This window comes from Streptomyces diastaticus subsp. diastaticus, assembly GCF_011170125.1.
GTDB lineage: Bacteria > Actinomycetota > Actinomycetes > Streptomycetales > Streptomycetaceae > Streptomyces > Streptomyces diastaticus.
Window position 1 is genome coordinate 1,580,532 of sequence record NZ_BLLN01000005.1, and the last position, 20,735, is coordinate 1,601,266.

The 20,735-nt window shown below is 75.9% G+C and carries 13 protein-coding genes; 8 read left to right on the forward strand and 5 right to left on the reverse strand.

Translation table 11 applies throughout. The features are described 5' to 3' along the window. Positions 1-18 precede the first annotated feature (18 nt). The 8 genes from Sdia_RS24230 (at position 19) to Sdia_RS24265 (ending at position 12,783) form a co-directional block, all read left to right on the forward strand. Positions 19-252, forward strand: a complete 234-nt coding sequence (locus tag Sdia_RS24230; RefSeq protein ID WP_008410190.1) for a DUF397 domain-containing protein — start codon at positions 19-21, stop codon at positions 250-252. A gap of 438 nt (positions 253-690) precedes the next feature. After that, positions 691-5,052: an SCO5717 family growth-regulating ATPase gene (locus Sdia_RS24235; RefSeq protein ID WP_189500502.1), complete on the forward strand. Its 4,362-nt coding sequence runs from the start codon at positions 691-693 to the stop codon at positions 5,050-5,052. A gap of 321 nt (positions 5,053-5,373) precedes the next feature. Beyond that, the gene (locus Sdia_RS24240) at positions 5,374-7,278 is read left to right on the forward strand and encodes an ABC transporter substrate-binding protein (RefSeq protein WP_371874294.1); all 1,905 of its coding nucleotides are present in this window, start codon (positions 5,374-5,376) and stop codon (positions 7,276-7,278) included. A gap of 3 nt (positions 7,279-7,281) precedes the next feature. Next, positions 7,282-8,361 (forward strand): ABC transporter permease, encoded by a 1,080-nt coding sequence (locus tag Sdia_RS24245; protein WP_100457608.1) that lies wholly within the window; start codon positions 7,282-7,284, stop codon positions 8,359-8,361. Continuing rightward, complete coding sequence (locus tag Sdia_RS24250; protein WP_189500503.1) at positions 8,358-9,302, forward strand: ABC transporter permease; 945 nt, start codon at positions 8,358-8,360, stop codon at positions 9,300-9,302. The genes Sdia_RS24245 and Sdia_RS24250 overlap by 4 nt, the downstream gene beginning before the upstream one ends. Then, entirely contained in the window at positions 9,248-10,414 is a 1,167-nt protein-coding gene (locus Sdia_RS24255) for an ABC transporter ATP-binding protein (protein WP_370464580.1), read from the forward strand. Before Sdia_RS24250 ends, Sdia_RS24255 begins: the two co-directional genes overlap by 55 nt. Then, positions 10,411-11,529: an oligopeptide/dipeptide ABC transporter ATP-binding protein gene (locus Sdia_RS24260; RefSeq protein WP_100457611.1), complete on the forward strand. Its 1,119-nt coding sequence runs from the start codon at positions 10,411-10,413 to the stop codon at positions 11,527-11,529. Before Sdia_RS24255 ends, Sdia_RS24260 begins: the two co-directional genes overlap by 4 nt. A gap of 465 nt (positions 11,530-11,994) precedes the next feature. Next, on the forward strand, positions 11,995-12,783 hold the full coding sequence (locus Sdia_RS24265; RefSeq protein WP_189500504.1) for a pentapeptide repeat-containing protein: 789 nt from the start codon (positions 11,995-11,997) through the stop codon (positions 12,781-12,783). Between the two features lie 13 nt (positions 12,784-12,796). Here the strand turns inward: Sdia_RS24265 and Sdia_RS24270 are convergent, their stop codons facing one another. The 5 genes from Sdia_RS24270 to Sdia_RS24290 form a co-directional block, all read right to left on the reverse strand. Then, positions 12,797-13,765: a bifunctional riboflavin kinase/FAD synthetase gene (locus Sdia_RS24270; RefSeq protein ID WP_115068182.1), complete on the reverse strand. Its 969-nt coding sequence runs from the start codon at positions 13,763-13,765 to the stop codon at positions 12,797-12,799. A gap of 51 nt (positions 13,766-13,816) precedes the next feature. After that, positions 13,817-18,598 carry a trypsin-like peptidase domain-containing protein gene (locus Sdia_RS30915; RefSeq protein WP_229831598.1) on the reverse strand — a complete coding sequence of 1,594 codons (4,782 nt, stop codon included), beginning with the start codon at positions 18,596-18,598 and terminating at the stop codon, positions 13,817-13,819. A gap of 383 nt (positions 18,599-18,981) precedes the next feature. Further along, positions 18,982-19,887 (reverse strand): tRNA pseudouridine(55) synthase TruB, encoded by a 906-nt coding sequence (gene truB, locus Sdia_RS24280; RefSeq protein ID WP_189500505.1) that lies wholly within the window; start codon positions 19,885-19,887, stop codon positions 18,982-18,984. Next, entirely contained in the window at positions 19,884-20,345 is a 462-nt protein-coding gene (gene rbfA / locus Sdia_RS24285) for a 30S ribosome-binding factor RbfA (protein WP_100457614.1), read from the reverse strand. Before rbfA ends, truB begins: the two co-directional genes overlap by 4 nt. A 53-nt stretch (positions 20,346-20,398) precedes the next feature. After that, complete coding sequence (locus tag Sdia_RS24290; RefSeq protein ID WP_100457615.1) at positions 20,399-20,692, reverse strand: DUF503 domain-containing protein; 294 nt, start codon at positions 20,690-20,692, stop codon at positions 20,399-20,401. Positions 20,693-20,735 lie beyond the last annotated feature (43 nt).

Consider the following 20,735-nt stretch of genomic DNA (forward strand, 5'->3'; position numbering starts at 1 on the left):
AGAAGCAGGGAGCGGGCAATGGGGACTCAGCAGGAGAAGGACGAGCTGTACGCGCTGGACATCTCGGGTGTCGAGTGGATCAGCGCGCCCGGGGCCGAGGAGCACGAGGAGCGCGTCGAGATCGCCTATCTGCCGGGCGGCGGCGTCGCCATGCGGTCCTCGCTCGACCCGGACACGGTCCTGCGCTACACGGAGGCCGAGTGGCGCGCCTTCGTACTGGGGGCGCGGGACGGGGAGTTCGACCTCAAGTAGGGGGAGGCGAGGCAGGGTGCCGGGAGCGTTCCGCCTCGCGTGGTGAAGGGCTGGGCACGCGTCGCCCGCGGGCGGGGGCGTGCCTTTTCCGCGGAGGGGGACGCCGAGGGCCGGGGCGGCCTGGGGTGCCGCGCGGTCGCGGTGAGTTGTGGTGATGGTGTGTGGACGGGCCCGGATTTGACCCTAGTTGCCCCTGGTGCGGTTCGCCCTCTTGCGCACATATGCCCTGCCCAGGCCGAAACCGCCTCGCTCCGAGGCGAGTTGTGACCGGCGGGAGCTGCCGGGGTGCTCGGCCCGGTGATTAGGCTGGGCGGGGGGCGCTGTGTGCGACGAAGCGTGCCGGAGAGCGGCCGGGCGGCAGTCGCGGTACGCGCCGGGAGCCCGCGGACATCACCCCGCCGCACGACATGAGGGTGCACGACCACACCAGGAGGCATTGTGAGCAGCGATCGGGACGGGTTCCGCGGGGGCGGCAACACACCCGTCGATGATCAGGCCGACGTGGAGTCCGCGGCAGAGACGACCGGCGAGTACACCTTCAGCGCCGATGCCTGGTACACCGCCGACGCCTCCTCGAGCGGCGGGGTCGCTCCGTTCGCGAGCCCTGGCGCGGGCGGCCGCGGGACGGACGACGCGGGCGACGGCGCGTCGCAGGCGGCGGGCGGCGACGGGGCCGGGGACGGCGGTGACGAGGCCGGGGAAGCGGAGCGCGACGGGGCGGCTCACGGGGCGCGCGAGCTGGGGGTTTCCCTCCCGGACGGGGCCGGCGGCGGGGCGGCGCGGACGTCGCTCTCCGAGGGGACGGACGGCGCCGGGACGAGCCCGGGAGCGGGTGCGCCGGGCGACGAGGACCGGGACTCCCTCGGTGCGGACTCCTTCGGAGCGGACTCGCTGGGCGCGGACTCCTTCGGAGCCGGCGCCGACGGGGAGGGCCGTGACGGCGAGGCCGACGACGGGGACGACGGGAACGGACCCGGGCCGCGGGAGAGCGACGCTCCGGAGAGCGTGCCCTCGGCCGGTGCGCCGTTGTCGCCCACCGATGTCGGCTTCTCGTTCGCGGCGGGCGGGCTGGGCGCACGTGGTGCCGCCGTGGTGGCCGCAGGCTCAGTGGCCGACGACGCGGAGGCGGCCTCGGCCGACGGCGCGAGTGACGAGGCGTCGGGAGGGAAGAGCCGGGCTCGGGGAGTCCTGGACGAGTTGATGGCGGAGAGCCAGGCGGGGCTGGACGGCCAGGACCGTCAGGACGAGCAGGAGAGGGAGGCGGCGGAGGCCGGGGCGGACGCGGCCCAGGACGTGGACGGGGCGTCCGGCGCGGACGGGGTGCCGCCCACCGCCTCGGACTCCCCCTCCGACACGGCGTCGGTGGTGGACGGTGGGGGGGAGGCGGCATCGTCGGCCGCGCTCTCCGCGACCCGGTTGTCGGCGCCGTCGGTCCCGGCGCCCGCTTCCGGGGCGGGCGCCGGGCGTCCGGTGTCGTTCGCCCGGCCCTTCTCCTCGCCGCCGGCCGGAGCCTCCGCCGACGCGCGCGGCGGGGATTCCGCTCCCGGTACCGGCGGTGACCACGGCGCGGCCGGCGGGTTCCGGCTGGACAAGCCCGGCGGGGAGCCGGGCCGCCCGGCGGAGGGGGCCGGTGTGGCGGAGGCCGACGGCTCCGGTGCGTCCGCTCCGTCCGGCGACGCAAGGAGCGGTTCTGGCTCCGGCGGTGACGCGGGCGTCGACTCGGGTTCCGCCACGGGTTCCGGAACCGGTGCGGGCGATTCCGGCGAGGCCACGGCCGACGGCCCCGCCCCCTCCGCGCCGGAGGACGGTGACGCCGCGCGGGGGCAGCAGCGCCCCGCGTTCAACGGCGGCTTCGCGCCGAACTGGGCGGACACGCCCGCACCGGGCCTGGTCCCGCCGTCGCACGCGCGGGTCGATCAGGCCGGCCACGGCGGCGGCCTGCCCGGCGTGCCCCCTCGTGCTGAACAGCCTCCGGCCGCGCCGAAGGAGGAGGCCCGAACGTCCCCGCCGCAGAGCGGGGCGGGCGCCGCAGACCTGGAGAGCGGCGACACGATGCGCTTCTCCGCGGCCGCGCTCAAGCAGGAGATCGCCCGGCGCGACGCCGAGGCGGAGGCCCGGCGTGCGGCCGCCGCGGAGCCCCCGCCCGCCGCTCCGCAGGCCGCGTCGGAGAGCGGCGCGGAGGATCGGCCGGCGGTGGAGACGCCCTGGTCGGCCGCCCCGTCGCCCGCCCCGTCGGAGGATGGTCCGCGCGACGCGGCCCCGTCGGCGCCGCCCGCCCCCCAGGACGCACCGCCGCCGTGGGGTCAGCAGGCTGCCGGGCCGCAGCAGGGCGGGCTGCCACCGCTGCCCGCCGCCTTCGCGCCCGCGGAGGGCGCCCCGTCGGCGCCGCCCGGCGCCCCGCAGTGGCCCGGGGCGGCGGCCACTCCCCCGGCGCCTCCGGCACCGCCCGCTCCCCCGGCGACCCCGCCCGCCCAGCAGATGCCGCAGCAGCCCGCGCAGGACCCCGGTGCCGCGCCGGGGCAGGCGCCGGGTGCCGCGGGCGGCTACGGGTTCCCGCAGCAGGGCCATGGGGCTCCGGCCCAGCAGCCCGGCCCCGGCGGCTACGGCTTCCCTCAGGCGGCCCAGCAGCCCGCCACGCCCACGCCCACGCCGCCACCGGTACAGGCTCCGGCTCCGGCTCCGGCCGCACAGCAGCAAGCCCCTCAGGCCGCGCACCCGCCGCAGAACCCCGGCCCGAACGCGTACGGTCTCCCGCCGCAGGGGATGCCGCAGGGCGGGCCGGGCGGCTACGGCTTCCCGCCGGCCCAGCCGCCCGCCGCTCCGGCCCCGCCCGAGGGCCCGCAGGTTCCGCCCGCCGCCCCGGGCCCGCACAGCAGTGGCGGCGAGCCCGGCGGCGGCCGGCCCGCTCCCGGGCAGGGAGCCGCCGGAACGCCCGGCGCCTACGGCTTCCCCCAGCCCTCCCCCGCGTCGCCGCCTCCCGCCGACACGCCGCAGGCCCCGCACCCCGCGCCGGGAGCCCCGTCCGGCGCGCCCGGTACGGGCCCGCAGGGCCCCGCCGCCGTCCCGCAGGACGCGGCGCAGGCACCGGGGACCCAGCCGGTCGGGGCGCCGCAGGCCCCGGAGGGGTACGGCTTCCCGCCGGCTCAGCAGCGGGCCGGGGCTCAGCCGGCGCCCGGGATGCCGCAGCAGGGGGTGCCGGGCCCGTCGTACGGCTACCCGGCGCCGCCGCAGCAGCCGCAGGCGGCCCCGGGGCAGCAGCCCCACTCGGGCGCGGGCGCTTTGCCGCCGCAGGCGCCGGTGGACCCGCGGACCGGGGCGGTCTGGCCGCAGGCGGTCCAGCACGACCAGCGGGAGCGGACCAACCCGGGCGCGCCGCTCGGTTACACGGCCGCGGTCGAACTGTCCTCGGACCGGCTGCTGCGCAACAACAAGCAGAAGGCGCGCAGCGGCCGGCCGGGGGCGGGCGGGCGGTTCAAGCTCGGCGGGAAGAAGGAGGAGGCCGAGCGGCTGCGGAAACTGGAGCTGATCCGCACCCCCGTGCTGTCCTGCTACCGCATCGCGGTCATCAGCCTCAAGGGCGGCGTGGGCAAGACGACCACCACGACCGCGCTGGGGGCCACGCTGGCCACCGAGCGGCAGGACAAGATCCTCGCCATCGACGCCAACCCGGACGCGGGAACGCTGGGCCGCCGCGTGCGGCGGGAGACCGGGGCGACCATCCGCGACCTGGTGCAGGCGATTCCGCACCTCAACTCGTACATGGACATCCGGCGGTTCACCTCGCAGGCGCCCTCCGGGCTGGAGATCATCGCCAACGACGTGGACCCGGCGGTCTCCACGACCTTCAACGACGAGGACTACCGGCGGGCGATCGACGTCCTGGGCAAGCAGTACCCGGTGATCCTCACCGACTCGGGGACGGGGCTGCTGTACAGCGCGATGCGAGGCGTGCTGGACCTCGCCGACCAGCTCATCATCATCTCGACGCCCTCGGTCGACGGGGCGTCCAGTGCCTCGACGACGCTGGACTGGCTGTCGGCCCACGGGTACGCGGAGCTGGTCTCGCGGTCGCTGACGGTCATCTCCGGAGTGCGCGAGACCGGAAAGATGATCAAGGTGGACGACATCGTCCAGCACTTCGAGACGCGGTGCCGCGGCGTGGTCGTCATCCCGTTCGACGAGCACCTGTCGGCCGGTGCCGAGGTGGACCTCGACATGATGCGGCCCAAGACCCGGGAGGCGTACTTCAACCTGTCGGCGCTGGTCGCGGAGGACTTCGCCCGGGCCCAGCAGCAGCAGGGCCTGTGGACCTCCGACGGGAACCCGCCGCCGGTGGCCGCCCCGCCGCTGCCGGGCCAGGCCCAGGCCCAGCCCGGGATGCCCGGCGCCGCGCCCTTGCCGCCGCACGCCCCGTACCCGCCGCAGGGCGGGGTGCCGCAGCAGCCGGGCGGTCCCGGGTACGGCTATCCGGCGCCGCAGCCTCCGGCCGGGCCGCAGCCCCCGGCGCACGGCGCGGGCGTACCGCCGCAGGGCGCCGCCCCGTACCCGCCGCAGGGCCAGCCGCAGCAGGCGCCGCAGCCGCCTCAGGCGCAGCCACAGGACGGTTACGGCTACCCCGCGCCGCAGCCCGGCCCGTGGGGGCAGCAGCATCCGGGGACGCCGGGCGCGATGCCGTACGGGCAGCCGGGGCAGTACCCGCCGCCAGGCGCCCCGTACCAGGCGCCCGGTCAGGCTCCGGGTCAGGTGCCCGGGCAGGGCCGGCCGGCCGCCGCCGAGGGGGAACAGCCCCCTCCGCAGTAGCAGTTGGCGCGTCGAATGAGAACCGGCCGTCGCCCGGGGGAGTCAGTCTCCCCCGGGCGGCGGCCGGTTGGCGTTCGACGGAGGACGCGGGGCGGCGGGGGATGCGCGTCCCCGCCCCGTACAGGGAGTTTCAGAGGACTGGACCAATGAGCGGGACCGCCCCCGACACCGCCCCGTTTCCCGCGCGTTACCGCAGGCCACACAGTGTTCGTGAACCGTTGACATGTTTAGACCAGCGCTGGTAGACACTCACATCACCCAACGGCGCTTCATGATCAAGCGGCCTTCCCTGTGCGAGCGACGACGCGAGGTCCCCGACCCATGGACAGACCAGAACAGCACGGCAGCTCATCGATACCCCCGGCCCGGCCCGGTCGCGGGAAGGCCCCCCGGCGAAGCGGCAGGCTCCGGCTGCTGGCGGCCTCGGGCCTGGCGGCGATGTCCCTGACGGCGGGGCTCGCCACGCCGCTCAACCCGGCACCCCACGAGGCCCGGGCCGACGACGGCGGCAAGAAGACGCTCACGGTCGCCGTCGCGCAGAGCGTCGACTCGCTGAGCCCGTTCCTCGCGCAGTCGCTGGTGTCGACCTCCATCCACCGGCTGATGTACGACTTCCTCACCAACTACAGCGCCAAGGACAACTCCACGGTGCCGGCGATGGCCACCGAGTGGGAGAGCTCGGAGGACAAGCTCACCTGGACCTTCGAGATCCGTGACGACGCCCAGTGGTCCGACGGCGAGAAGGTCACCGCCGAGGACGCCGCCTGGACCTTCAACACGATGATGGAGGACGGGGCGGCGGCGACCGCCAACGGCTCGTTCACCAACAACTTCAAGAAGGTCACCGCCCCCAGCGCCGACAAGCTCGTGGTGGAGCTGAAGAAGCCGCAGGCGACGATGACCGCGCTGGACGTGCCGATCGTTCCCCGGCACGTCTGGGAGAAGGTCGACGACTTCTCGAAGTTCAACAACGACCAGGACTTCCCCATCGTCGGCAACGGGCCGTTCGTCCTGACCGAGTACAAGCGCGACAGCTACGTGAAGCTCACCGCCAACAAGGACTACTGGCGCGGCGCCCCCAAGTTCGACGAGCTGGTCTTCCGCTACTACAAGGACCAGGACGCCGCCGTCGCGGCGCTCCGCAAGGGCGAGGTCTCCTTCGCGGCGGGCAGCCCGAACCTCACCCCGGCCCAGGCCGCCTCGCTGGCGAAGACCGACGGCATCAAGGTGAACGAGGGCCCGGGGCGGCGCTTCTTCGCGCTCGCCGTCAACCCGGGCGCGCGCACCAAGGACGGCGAGGAGTTCGGCGACGGGCACCCGGCGCTGAAGGACGCGAAGGTCCGTGAGGCGCTGTTCACCGCGGTCGACCGCAAGACCATCGTGGACCGGGTGTTCCAGGGCAAGGCCGTCGAGGGCGAGGGGTACGTACCGCCCCGCTTCGGCGACTACTTCTGGAAGCCCTCGGCCGGGCAGAAGCGCGCGTACGACCCGGCGAAGGCGGCGAAGCTGCTGGACGACGCGGGGTACGAGAAGAACGCGGACGGCAAGCGGGCCGGCAAGGACGGCGAGCCGCTCGACTTCCGCATCCTGTGCCACGCCACCGACCCCAACGACAAGGCGGTCGGCAAGTACCTCCAGGAGTGGTGGGGCGAGCTGGGCATCGGCCTGAAGGTCGACTGCCGCGACAACGTCTCCGACCCCTGGTCCGCCGGCGAGTACGACCTGGCCTTCGACGGCTGGTCGGTCAACCCGGACCCCGACTTCGTCCTCGGCATCCACACCTGCGCGGCGCTGCCGGACAAGCCGAAGGAGTCGTCGTCCACCGACAACTTCATCTGCGACAAGGAGTTCGACAAGCTCTACGGGCAGCAGCTCGCCGAGTACGACCCGGCCAAGCGCGCCGACCTGGTCAAGCAGATGCAGTCGCGGCTCTACGACTCGGGGTACATGAACGTGCTGGCGTACCCGAACGCCGTCGAGGCGTACCGCAGTGACCAGATCGAGTCGATCACCACGATGCCCGAGGACGCGGGCAACATCTACGGCCAGGACGGCTACTGGAGCTGGTGGTCGGCGGTACCCGCCGACGACGGCACGGCGTCCGAGGGCTCCGGCGGCGTCTCCACCGGCGCGGTGGCCGGCATCGGGGCGGCGGCGGTACTGGTGATCGGCGCCGCGGTCCTGTTCGCCGTCCGGCGCCGGGCCACCTCGGAGGACCGTGAATAGGCCATGAGTACCGACAGCACCGCGGCTCTCGTGAAGAGCCCGGGTGCCGTCCCCGACGGTCCGGCCGAGGCCGGGCCGTCGGGGCGCGGGCCCCGTTCGCGTTCCACCGCCGCCTATCTGCGCTACGTCGCGGGCAAACTGGCCGGCGCGGCCGTCTCCCTCTTCGCCGTCCTGGTCACCAGCTTCTTCCTGTTCCGCATGATCCCGGGCGACCCGGTCAAGCACATGACGCAGGGCCGCCCGGTCTCCACCGAACAGCTGGCCGCGATGCGCCGGGAGTTCGGGCTCGACCTGCCGATGTGGCAGCAGTTCACCGACTACTGCGGGAAGGCGCTCACCGGCGACTTCGGCATGTCGTACCAGTTCCGCGCCCCTGTCATCGACAAGGTCGCCGAGGCGCTCCCGGCGACGCTGCTGCTGACCGGCACCGCGTTCGTCCTCTACACGGTGCTGGGCATCTGGCTGGGGGCGCGCTCCGCGTGGCGCAGCGGGAAGTTCGGGGACCGGTTCAGCACGGCGTTCGCGCTGACGCTGTACTCGGTGCCGTCGTTCTGGCTGGGTCTGCTGCTCATCATCACGCTGTCGGTGGGGGTCGGGCCGATCCCCGGCATGTTCCCGACCGGCGGCATGGAGTCGGGGGGCCAGTCCGGCTTCGGGTACGTCCTGGACGTCGCCCACCACATGGTGCTGCCCGTGCTGACCCTGGTGGCGGTGGAGTACGCGCGGACCCTGCTGGTGATGCGCTCCTCGCTGCTGGACGAGATGGGCAGCGACTACCTGACGACGGCGCGGGCCAAGGGCCTGCGCGACGACGCGGTGCGCCGCCGCCACGCGGTGCCCAACGCGCTGCTGCCGACGGTGACGCTGCTCTTCGTCAACCTCGGCAACACCGTGGCCGGCGCCATCCTGGTCGAGACGGTCTTCTCCTGGCCGGGCCTCGGCGGACTCTTCTACCAGGCGCTGAGCGTGCCCGACCTGCCACTGGTGCAGGGATTGTTCTTCCTGTTCGCCGCCGCGGTGATCCTGATGAACACCCTCGCCGACGTGATCTATCCGCTGCTCGATCCCCGGGTGGGCCGATGACTGTGCACCAGAAGACGGACAGCGCCGCGGGGCAGGACGGCACGGCGCGGCGCGGCGCGCGGGCGCCGGCCCGGGCGCGGCGGCGGCACGCGGTGGCGCGGTTCTGGCGGCAGTACCGGTCGCACCGGGGCGGGGTCTTCGGGCTCGCCGTGCTGACGGTGATCGCGGTACTGGCGCTGGCGGCGCCGCTGCTGGCAGGCGAGGAGTCGCGGAGCGTCACCGACGCGACCGGCGGGGCGCTGGAGGAGCCGAGCGGGGAGTTCCTGCTCGGCACCGACCAGTTCGGCCGGGACGTGCTGGCGCTGCTGCTGTGGGGCACGAGGGTCTCCCTCATGGTGGGACTGCTCGCGGCGTTCCTGTCGGTGGCCATCGGAGCGCTGGTCGGCATCACCGCGGGGCACTTCAAGGGCTGGTACGCGACGGTCGTCATGCGGGTCACCGACTGGTTCCTGGTGATGCCGACGCTGGTGCTGGCCATCGCCCTGTCCACGGTCCTGGCCCGCTCCCTGTGGACGACGATCCTCGCGATCGGCGTCACCACCTGGCCCACCACGGCACGGCTGGTCCGGGCGCAGACCCTGGCGGTGGAGTCGCGGCCCTACATCGAGCGGGCGCGCGCGCTCGGCGGCGGGCACGGTCACATCATGTCCCGCCACGTGCTGCCCAACGTGATGCCGCTGGTCCTCGCCCAGACCACCCTGGTCATCTCGCTGGCGATCCTCACCGAGGCGACGCTGGCCTTCCTCGGCCTCGGCGACCCGACGGTCGTCTCCTGGGGCGGGCTGCTCCAGGACGCCCGGGAGGCGGGCGCGGTCAGCGCCGGCAACTGGTGGTACATCGCCCCGCCCGGGCTGGCCATCGCCCTGGTCGCCCTCGCCTTCACCCTGTGCGGGCGTGCCATCGAGTCCGTACTCAACCCCAAGCTGGGGGTGTCCCGTTGACACCGCACGACACACACGCCGGACCGGCCGCCGCGGCCGCACCGGGCGGCGGCACGCCGCTGCTGGAGGTACGGAACCTGGAGGTGACGTACGCGCGCGGCCCCGGCTCCCCCGCCGTACCGGCGGTGCGGGGCGTGGACCTGCGCCTTGAGGCAGGACAGAAGCTGGGGATCGCCGGGGAGTCGGGGTGCGGCAAGTCGACGCTCGCCCTCGCGCTGCTGCGGCTGCTGCCCGCCTCGGCCGGGCTCTCCGGGGAGATCCTCCTGGACGGCGAGGACATCCGCACCATGTCGTGGGGACGGCTGCGGGCGGTGCGCTGGGCGGGCGCCTCCGTGGTGTTCCAGGGCGCCATGCACTCCCTGAACGCGGTGCACCGCATCGGTGACCAGATCGCCGAGCCCATCCTGCTGCACCGCAAGGCGACGCCGGCGGCCGCACGGCGCCGTGCGGGCGAACTGCTGGAACAGGTGGGGCTGCCGGCCGCGCGCGCCCAGGCGTACCCGCACGAACTCTCCGGCGGGCAGCGCCAGCGCGTCATGATCGCGATGGCGCTCGCCTGCGATCCGCGGCTGGTCATCGCGGACGAGCCGACGACCGCGCTCGACGTGATGATCCAGGCGCAGATCCTGCGGCTGATCGAGGGACTCGTCGCCGACCAGGATCTGGGGCTGATCATGATCAGCCACGACCTGGCGGTGCTCTCCGACACCTGTGACCGGCTCGCGGTGATGTACGCGGGCCGGGTCGTCGAGGAAGGTCCGGCGAAGGAGGTGTACGCGGACGCCGCGCACCCGTACGGGCGGGCGCTCTCCTCGGCGTTCCCGCGCATCGGCGACCCGGTGTCGCGGCGCGCGCCGCGCGGGCTGCCGGGCGACCCACCGGACCCGTCGGCGGTGCCGGGCGGCTGCGCCTTCCATCCGCGGTGCCCGGTGGCGCTGGACATCTGCGCCACGCAGGACCAGCTACTGCGGGTCGCGGGGCCCGGGCGGCGGGCGGCGTGTGTCCGGGCCGGGGACGACGGAGCGGGGGACGGAGCGGTGCCGGTGGCCGGGGAGGCCGCCGACGGGGCCACGCCCGAGGGCGTTTCGCAGACGACGGGGAGCGGGTCATGAAGGACGCGGAGACGGACACGGTGCGGGGCGGCCCGGCGCCCGACGGGGCGCTGGACGAGGCGGGCCACGGGGCGCGCGACCTGGGGTTCTCCGCCTCGGAGGGGAGCGGCCCCGGGGCGGGCGGAGAGGCGGCTCCGCTGCTCAGCGCGGAGCGGGTGAAGGTCGTCTTCCCTGGCCGGCGAGGCGACGCCGAGGCCCGTGCGGTGGACGGGGTGGACCTCGACGTCCGCCCCGGCGAGATCGTGGCCCTGGTCGGCGAGTCGGGCTGCGGGAAGACGACGCTGGCACGGTCGCTGCTGGGCCTGGTCACCCCCACGGCGGGGCGGGTCACCTTCGACGGGAGACCACTGGAGTACGCCTCGCGCGCCCTGAAGGCGTACCGCAGACGCGCCCAGCTCGTCCTCCAGGACCCGAGCGGCTCCCTCAACCCCCGCCACACCGTGTACGAGGCGGTCGCGGAGGGGCTGCGCATCCACGGTCACGCCGGGGACGAGCAGGCGGCGGTGGCCGACGCCCTGTCGCGGGCGGGGCTGCGACCGCCGGAACGGTTCTTCCTGCGTCACCCGCACGAGCTGTCGGGCGGTCAGCGCCAGCGTGTCGTCATCGCGGGCGCCCTGGTGCTGGAGCCGGAACTGATCGTCGCCGACGAACCGGTCGCCTCCCTGGACGCCTCGGTACGCGGAGAGATCCTGGCGCTGCTCCTGCGGCTCCGCGACGAGCTGGGCCTCTCCGCTTTGATCGTCACCCACGATCTGGGCCTGGCCTGGAACATCGCCGACCGGGTCGCGGTGATGTACCTCGGCCGCATCGTGGAGACCGGCGACGTCGAGCGGGTCCTGACGGCGCCGCGCCACCCGTACACCCGCGCGCTGCTCTCGGTGCTCCCGGAGTCCGAGACCGAGCCGGTGGTCCTGACCGGCGAGCCCCCGGACCCCTCCCGGGTGCCGGGAGGCTGCCGCTTCCACGCCCGCTGCCCGGTGCTCGCCTCCGGCGAGGCGGAACGGGCCGGCGTGGCCGACGCCTGCCGGACCAAGGACCTCCCCGTCCTGCCGGGGAGCGGCCCCGCGGCGGTGGCCTGCCACTGGGCGAAGGCCGTGGGGGCCGAGGGAAGCTGACGGGGTGCCACCGGCCACGCCAGGTGGCGTGGGCGCGTCCCGGCCCTCCCTGGGCGACGCGCGCTCACCGTCGGGTGACATCCTGACGGCAGCGTGACACCGGTGGCCGACGCGGCCGCGGCGGGTTCTGAGGAGGACGGGGCTGTGGGACGACGGGGCGGGAGGGCCGCGTCGGGGCGCGGCGACGGGGGCGGCGAGGCCGGCCGGCGGGACGTGCCCGGACGGGGCGCGCGGAACGGGGCGGCGGACGGACGGCGGGGCGGACGGGGCGGCACGGCCGACGGGGCGTCGAGCGCGCGCAGCGGCGCCGCGGACGGGGCACCCGGCCCGGCACCGAACGCACCGAACACCGCGGCCGGCGGCGCGGCCGGCCAGGCGCGGAGCGCGTCGTACGGCGCCGGAACGCCCCGCACGCCGCGGACGGAGCTGCGCGGCGACTGCGCGCGCTGCTTCGGGCTGTGCTGCGTGGCGCTGCCGTTCTCCCGGTCCGCCGATTTCCCGGTCGACAAGCCCGGCGGCAGCCCGTGCGGCAACCTCCAGGCCGACTTCGGGTGCGGCATCCACGCCGAACTGCGCCCCCGCGGCTGGACGGGCTGCACCGTCTTCGACTGCCACGGGGCCGGGCAGCAGGTCTCACAGGTGACGTTCGCCGGCGAGGACTGGCGTGGTGCGCCGGACACGGCGCGGCGGATGTTCGCCGTCTTCGCGGTGATGCGCCCCGTGCACGAACTCCTGGCCTACGTCACCGACGCCCTGGACCGCGCCGAGACCCGCCCCGTCCACACCGCGCTGCACCGCGCCCACGCCACGCTGAGCGAGCTGGCCGCGGCGGACGCCGACACGGTGCTCGCCGCCGACGTCGGCGCGCTGCGCGCGGCGGTCAATCCAACGCTGCTGCGCGCGGGCGACCTGGTGCGGGCGCGGTCGCCGCGGCGCGGGCCCGTGCACCGGGGCGCGGACCTGGCCGGCGCCCGGCTGCGCGGCGCGGACCTGCGGGGCGCGAGCCTGCGCGGGGCGCTGCTGATCGGCGCGGACCTGCGCGGCGCCGACCTCCGCTGGTCCGATCTGATCGGCGCGGACCTGCGCGGCGCGGACCTCTCCGGAGCCGACCTGCGCGGCAGCGTCTACGCGACGGGTACCCAGCTCGCCGCCGCCCGGGGCGACGCCGCGACCCGGCTGCCGGAGGCGGTGCCCCGCCCCGAGCACTGGGCGGCGGAGGGACCGGTGCCGCCCGAGGCGGCGCGCGCCTCGTAGAGCGGACGCGGCGTCAGACAGCGGGGTGCGTCGGGGCGTCGGCGGCCGCGACGAGCTCGCGGCAGCGCGCGACGTCCCGGGACATCGCTTCCAGGAGGTCCTCGAGCGAGTCGAACTTGGCCTGGCCGCGCACGAAGGCGAGGAAGTCGACGGCGACGTGCTGGCCGTACAGGTCGAGGCCGACGCGGTCGATGGCGTACGCCTCGACGGTGCGTTCGGTGCCGTCGAACTGCGGGTTGGTGCCCACCGAGATGGCGGCGGGCATCGCCTCGCCCTCGGCGTTCAGCCAGCCCGCGTAGACGCCGTCGGCGGGGATCGCCGTGTAGGGGAGGGTCTCGACGTTGGCGGTGGGGTAGCCGAGTTCGCGGCCGCGCTGCGCGCCGCGGACGACGACGCCCTCGACGCGGTGGGGGCGGCCGAGGATCTCGGCGGCGCCCGCCACGTCCCCCTCGGCGACCAGGCGCCGGGTGAGCGTGGAGGAGAACGGCACACCGCCGCCCGCCGCGCCGCGGACGACGAGGTCGACCACCTCGACCTCGTAGTCGTAGGTGGCGCCCAGCTCCGCGAGGACCGCCACGTCGCCCCCGGCGCGGTGTCCGAAGCGGAAGTTGGGGCCCTCGACGACGAGCCGGGCGTGCAGCCGGTCGACCAGCACCTTGGCGACGAACTCGGCCGGGGAGAGCTGCGAGAACTCACTGGTGAACGGCAGGACGAGCAGGGCGTCGACGCCCAGCTCGGCGCAGAGTTCCGCGCGGCGGTGGTGCGGGGCGAGCAACGGCGGGTGGGTGCCGGGGCGGACCACCTCGCTGGGGTGCGGGTCGAAGGTGACGACCACCGTCGGCAGTCCGGCCTCCCGTGCCCGCTCCACGGCGCGCCCGATGATCAGCTGATGGCCGCGGTGCACGCCGTCGTAGGAGCCGATGGTGACGACGCTGCGCCCCCAGTCCTGGGGGATGTCCTCCAAGCCACGCCAGCGCTGCACTGTGACCGCTCCTCGTCGAACCTGTGTGTGGTGGTGGGCGTCTTAGCCGGTCTAAGAGTGCCATGCCGACGGTACGCGCTCCGCATCGGGCGTCCCGGCCGGCGGCGTCCGGGCGCCGGGGCCCGCCACGTCCTCGATCGTCCGCAGACCGCCGGCGCCGACCAGCGCACGCCACCCGGCGGGATCCTCGTCGTACCAGGCCAGGGCGTGCGCCGCGCGGCCCGGCACCGTCCTGGCCAGTTCCGCGAGACACCGGTCGAGGCGGCGGGCGCCGTCAGTACTGCGCACCAGCGCCGTGCCGACGCGCAGCACGGCGCCCCGCAGCCGCGCGGCGTCTCCTGCCCGGTCCCCCGCCGCCGCGCCGGGACGGGTGTCGTGGCGGACGACCAGCGCGACGAGAAGCGCCTCCAGGACGTCGGGATGGCTCTCGTCCCGGAGCAGCTCCTCGAACAGCTCGCCGCGCAGCGCGGCGGCGGGAGCTCCGCCGGGCGCCGCGAGCGGCGCCAGCGCGGCACGGACGGCGGGCGGCCCCGTGCGGAACGCGGACCGCGCCAGCGCCCCGGCCTCCGCGTCACCGCCCTGCTCCAGACGGCGTTCGGCGTACGCGGCGACATGGCCGGCCGTGTCGGGCCGCGCCCGCAGCAGCGCCCGTACGAACTCCGCGACGTCGGCGGCGACCGCGGGGGACGTCTCCTCGGCCAGGACACGCAGTACGTCGCCGGCCTGGCTGCCCGGGGCGGCGAGGCGGCACCGGAAGGCGTCCAGGACGGGGCCGGGATGGGTGGTGAGCGCGGTGCCGAGCGCTTCGGCGGTGAGCTGCGGGTCCTGGGCGGAGGCGAACCGGGCGGCCGCCTGCGCGGCGTACCGGGCGCGGCTCACCGGGTCGCGGACCAGCAGGGCCAGCGCGCCACCGTGCAGGGCGGCGTCGGCGGTACGGGAGAGCAGGGTCGCGGCGGCGCCCCGGAGCAGTTCGCGGTCAGAGTCGGTCGCGGCGTGCGGGGCGGCGCGCAGGCCGTAGGCGACGGCGGCGACGCGGCGGGCGGGGCGCGGGTCGGCGGACCAGCGGGCCACACCGCGGCAGACGGCACCGGGGTCCTCCTGGGCGAGAGTGGCGAGCAGTTCGTCGGCGCGCTCGTGCCCGTCGGCGACCAGGGCGTCGGCGAGTGTGTCGGCGCTGCCTTCGCGGTGCGTGTACAGCAGGGCCTGAGCGGCGGTGGCGACGGTCGCTGCGGGCAGGGCGGGGAGCCGCCGGTCATCGGTGAACCAGGCACAGAGCAGCGGCTGCACGGTCCCCGGGTCGGCCACCAGGAACTCACCGGCCGCGGCCAGGAAGCGGTCCTCGCCCCCGGTGCCGTCCGCCACCACCAGCCGCCGCAGGAGGTCGGCCCGCTCCTCGGCGGGAAGCGCGAGCGCCGCCCAGAACCACGGCCCGAAGTCCGGCGGCACCCCGTGGTCGCGGGCCCGCTCGGCGACCCACCCGGCCAGCGCCCTGAGCACACCCGCGTACGGCGTGCAGTCGGGCAGCCGGAGCAGTGTCTCGCCCAGCAGCCGCACCGCCCACCACGGGGCGAGCGCGCGACGCGGGTCACGAGGCTCGCCCTCTCCGCCGGAGCGGCGCGCGGCGGCGGTGCGGCCGCGGGGCGTGCACGCGTTCTCCCAGGTCGCGCGCCCCGTACGGGGCGGCGTGGGGTACGGGGCGGGAGGCTCCGTGGCGGCGGGGACGGAGGGCTCCGTCCGGTGCGGGGCGCCGGAGTGCCGTGGGGTCGGCCGGCCCCGTGCGCCGGGACCGCCGGGACCGCCGGAACCGCCGGAACCGCCGGAAGCACCCTCCGGCATCGCCCACCGCTCACCGGGCAGCGAGGGGCCCGCGGTGGCACCGTCCGAGGTCCGCGCACCGGCCATGTCGACGGCACCGGCCCTGTCCGGAACGTCCTCGGCGCCGCCTGCCCTCGTACCGCGCGCGCCCCGTCCGGCGGACGCCCCGACTCCGTCATACGCGGACGGACCGGCCGGCGGCGGCCCGTCTCCTTCCTCCGGCCCGTCTCCCTCCGGCGGGCCGTCAACCACAGGTGTCCTCCGCTCCCGGTCGGGAGCCCACTGCTGACGCGGAACCCGCGCGACGCGTGGCCCGGACGTGTCGTCCGACGTCAGGAACTCGTCCGCGGCCTCGATCAGACCCACCAGCCGCCGGGACAGTTCTTCCTCGCCCCGGTTCCGGGCCAGGTGCAGCAGCGCCTCGACCACGGGACCGATGCGGTGCCGGGGGACGGGCAGGGTCCGGGGAGGAGCGGCGGGCGCCCGGCGGGACGCCGCCCGGCCGGGCGTGTGCGGCACGGCTGGCGCGGGCTCGTCCGGTCCGTCGCCCGCCCCGTGGGAGTCCGCTCCGGCCGGTCCCGCCTGCTTACCGACTCGTGGCCCGCCAAGCCGCGCGTTCAGCCCGGCTCCGGCCTCGGCACGTGCCCGGCCACGCCCGGGCACGTCCTCCTCGCCGGGTGCGGCGCCCCGTTCGAGCCGCCCCGTGCCCTCCGCGTCCGGCAGACCGAAGGCCGCCTCCGCCGCCTGGTCACCCGCCCCGGCCCGGTCACCGGGCGAGGCCCCGTCCCGCGCCGTCAGGCGCCCCGTGGGCCCCGACTCCGCCCGGTCCACGGCGCGGCCCCGCCCAGCGGCGCCGCCCCTGTGCGCCTGCCCGTCCGCAGCCACGTCCCCGTCGGCGTCGGCACCCCCGCCACGCACCCGCCCCGACTCGGCGGCAGCAGCCCGTTCGGCCATCCGCCGACGCCGCCGCACCGTCGCTCGCGGCAGCTCCCGCTCCCCGGCGCCGTCGGCCGGCTCCCCCGCGCCTCCAACCGCCGACACGCCGTCATCCGCTCCCCCTCGCATCCCGGCCCCGGCCCCGGCCGCCTCCGTGTCCCAGTCCTTCGCGCCCGGTAGCGGCGCCCCGGCCCGCGACACACAGCCCTCCGCGTCCCCGCCGGCGGCGCCCCCCGCCCGCCAACGGTGCACCAACGCCGTCAGCGCCGCGTCCACGTCGAGATGGGCACCCTGGATCCAGTCCCCCAGCTCCTCGTGGGCGAACCGGTACCCGGCCCCGGCCGGAATGATCAATCCTTCGGTGAGGATCGCCGAGGCCCACCCGGACAGCTCTCCCAGCCGTCCGCCTCCGGTCCCCCAGGGGAAGAGCGACTCGAAGCTCTCCCGGTCCAGTTCCCCCTGCCCCGGCCCCAGGCAGCGGCGCGCCGCCTCGTGCAGCCGGCCGGCGACACGCGCCGCGACCCTGCGCAGCGCCGTGCCACGCAGCCCGTGCGGGGCGGCGAGCCGCACCGCCGTACGCAGGCACACCAGGTCGAGGTAGGCCGAGAGGACCGCGTCGCGGTCGAGGGGCGGTGCCGCGCCGTCCACGCCCGGACGCCGGTCCGTCGTGGGATCGGGGACTCCGGGGGGCAGGGCACGCCGGACGTCGGCCAGGAGCCGCAGCGTGAGGGGATGGCGCGCGTGCCGTTCGGCGAGCAGGCCGTCGGGGAGGCCGTACCGGGCGCGGGCCTTCGCGGCGGCGGCCTCGGGGAGGTCCCCGAGCGGTACGCAGTCGGTCAGGGGACGCCCCTGCTGGGGCCCGGCAGGGGCGTGGCGGAGCGCACCGGGGAACAGGCCGCACACCTGTTCCCAGTACTCGGGGCGGCACCCGACGACCAGCTTGGCGCCCGTCCGGGCCAGCCACGCCGCGGTGCCGGTCGTCCAGCCGGAGAGGCGGTGGGCGAGCGCGGGCGGCATCTCCTCCGGTCCGTCGAGGAGCAGCACCAGGGGGCGCCCGGCCCGGCGCGCCAGCCGTGCGACCTCCTCCGGCGACGCGTCGCCCTGCGGCGCGGCCTCGACCGGGGCGGCGGGGCCCGCCGCTTCGACGATGCGGGCCGCGCGCGCCAGGGCCCGTCGTGCGGCGTCGCCCACATCGAGGTCGTCCGGAAGCAGGTCGGCGCCGCGCAGCCAGACCGTCGGCGCGGGGCACGCCCCCGCGGCACGGCGCGCGGCGAACGCCGCCAGCTCCGTGGTGCGCCCCGTTCCGGGCGCCCCGACCAGGCCGAGGACCAGGCACGGCCCATCCTCGAAGGCGGCGAGCTCCGCGGCGGTGCCGGGCCGTTCCACCGGCGGGGCGCTGGAGCCGCGGGGCCCTTCCGAGCCGACCGTGGTCGCGGTCAGCTGGAGCGCTCCGGCGAGGTTGAGGCCGGGGCCGAGCGCGGGGACGGTCGCCTCGTTGCGCGCGAGCAGCGCGGCGAGGGCTCCGCCCGGCGCGTCCTGTGCGGCGGCCCGCAGCGGCACCGCGAAGCAGCCCTGGCGCCCTACCTCCAGCGACGGGGTGAGGACACCCACGACCTGCCCCGTGGCGGCCTCGACCACCGGTCCGCCCGCCGCTCCCCCGCCCGGCCGGGCGGCGTTGCGGCCGTCGGTGCCGATGGCCAGTTCCAGGCCGGCCGCGAGCGCCCCGTCGGCCCCGTCCCCCGCGAACGGCGCGGGCCCCAGCACCCGGGCCTGACGCCAGCCGCCCGCCGCCACGAGGACGTAGGCGCCGCGTGCAGCCTCCTCGGCCGCGACCGGCAGCGGCACCACCGCGAGCCCCGGCGCGCACAGCAGGGCGAGCCCGCTGCCCGGGAGGAGGGTGACGGCGCCGACGCGTACCGGCCGGCCCGGGCCGTCGGCGGGTCTCAGCAGGATGTCGGGCAGACCGCGTACCGCCTCGTACGCCGTGACGACGGTGCCCCGGTCGTCCGCGAGGAAGCCGCTGCCCCACTGCCGCCCCGTGCCGTCCTCGACGTGGACCAGCGCGCCGGCTGGTCCGGACACGCGGCGGGGCGGCGCCACCGGCCCGGCCTGCGCGGGCCGGACTTTCGGCGGGGCCTCGTTCTCCCGGTTCTCCGGCGCCGTCTCCGGGGCGCCCCCGGTAACGCCGTCGCCCCGTCCTGCCCGCTCCTCCCGGTGCCCAGTGCTCGGGCCCCCTACCGGCATCGTCCGTCCCTTTCCGCAGCCGCTCGCCCCGACCGTAGGACGGGCGGATCGACCGGGCGCGGAGTGGGCCGAACGCGCCCCCCTGCACTCCGCCTGTTCACTCCGAGCGCCCGCCCGGGAGGGTGAATCTCCGGGCGCGTACGGGAAGACAACCTTCAGGGAGGGGCGCTGTGGAGCGGTGGGTCAGGGACGCACCGCTCCACAGCGGGAGGCCGGGCGGGTCAGGCGAAGACGGCGACGCTCCTGGCGCGCCCCTTCTGTTCCTCCACCAGGGCCAGGCAGCGTCCGGCCGGGTCGAAGACGCCGACGGGCCCCTGACCCGCGTACTCCTCGGGCATGTCGATACGCACGCCGTTGAGGACGAGCTTCGCGCGCCGTTCGTCGAGGTCCCAGCGCGGGAAGGCCGCGGCGGCGGCCTCGGCGACGGGCATCACCGTCAGCTCCTCCTGGAGCCGCTCCAGGGTCTTCGCCGCGTCCAGCCCGTAAGGCCCGACGCGGGTGCGCCGCAGCGCCGTGAGATGGCCGCCGACGCCGAGGGCGGCGCCGAGGTCACGGGCGAGCGCGCGGATGTACGTACCCGAGGAGCAGACGACGGAGACGACCAGGTCGAGGACGAGGGTGCCGTCGGCGGCCTTGTCCGCACGGACGTCGTGGACGGTGAAGGACGAGACGGTGACCGGGCGGGCCGGGATCTCGAACTCCTCGCCCTCGCGGACCCGCGTGTACGACCGCTTGCCGTCGATCTTGATGGCGCTGACCTTGGACGGCACCTGCATGATGTCGCCGGTCAGCGCGGCGACCCCGGCGTCCACCGCCGCCCGGCCGATGTCCGAGGCGTCCGTGGAGGCGGTGATCTCGCCCTCGGCGTCGTCGGTGACGGTGTTCTGGCCGAGGCGGACGGTGCCCAGGTACTCCTTCTCCGTCAGCGCGAGGTGGCCGAGGAGTTTGGTCGCGCGTTCCACGCCCAGGACGAGGACCCCGGTCGCCATGGGGTCCAGGGTGCCGGCGTGTCCCACGCGGCGTGTCCGGGCGATGCCGCGCATCTTGGCGACGACGTCATGAGAGGTGAAGCCGGACGGCTTGTCGACGATGACCAGGCCGTCCGGCACCGTGCTGGACTGCTTCATTCGGCGGTGTCGTCCTCGTCCCGCTCGTCGGCGTCCGTCTCGCCGGGCTTGCGGTAGGGGTCCGCCTCGCCCGCGAACTTCGCTCCCGCCGACGCCTGGCGGACCTCGGCGTCCTTGTTCCGCGCCTTGTCGAGCAGGTCGTCGATGGTGCGGGCGTTGTCGGGCAGCGCGTCGGGGACGAAGGCGAGGGTCGGGGTGTACCGCACCCCGGTCTGCCGTCCCACCTCGGAGCGGAGGACGCCCTTGGCGCTCTCCAGGGCGGCCGCTGAGGCGGCCCGCTCCTCGTCGTCACCGTAGACCGTGTAGAAGACCGTGGCCTCCCGCAGGTCGCCGGTGACGCGGGCGTCCGTGATCGTGACGAAGCCCAGCCGTGGGTCCTTGATGCGTCGGTCCAGGGTCTCCGCCACGACGACCTGGATGCGATCGGCCAGTTTGCGGGCCCGCGCGTTGTCGGCCACCGGTCCGTTCCCTTCTTGGTGTGCGACGGGACACCGTGCGGTGTCCCGGTTGTTCAGTCATCCTCGCCGTGGAACCGCCGCCGTACGGACAGCAGCTCCACCTCGGGCCGGGCGGCCACCAGCCGCTCGCACCGGTCCAGCACGTCCGAGAGGTGCCCGGGGTCCCCCGACACCAGGGCGACCCCGATCTCGCACCTGCGGTACAGATCCTGGTCGCCGACCTCCGCCGCGCTCACCGAGTACTTCCGCTGGAGCTCGGCGACGATCGGCCGGACGGCTGAGCGTTTCTCCTTCAACGACCGTACGTCGCCCAGGAGCAGGTCGAAGGAGAGCGTCCCCACATACATGTGTGTCCGGATGTCCCGCCGGTACGGGGTCGTGGTGCCGGCC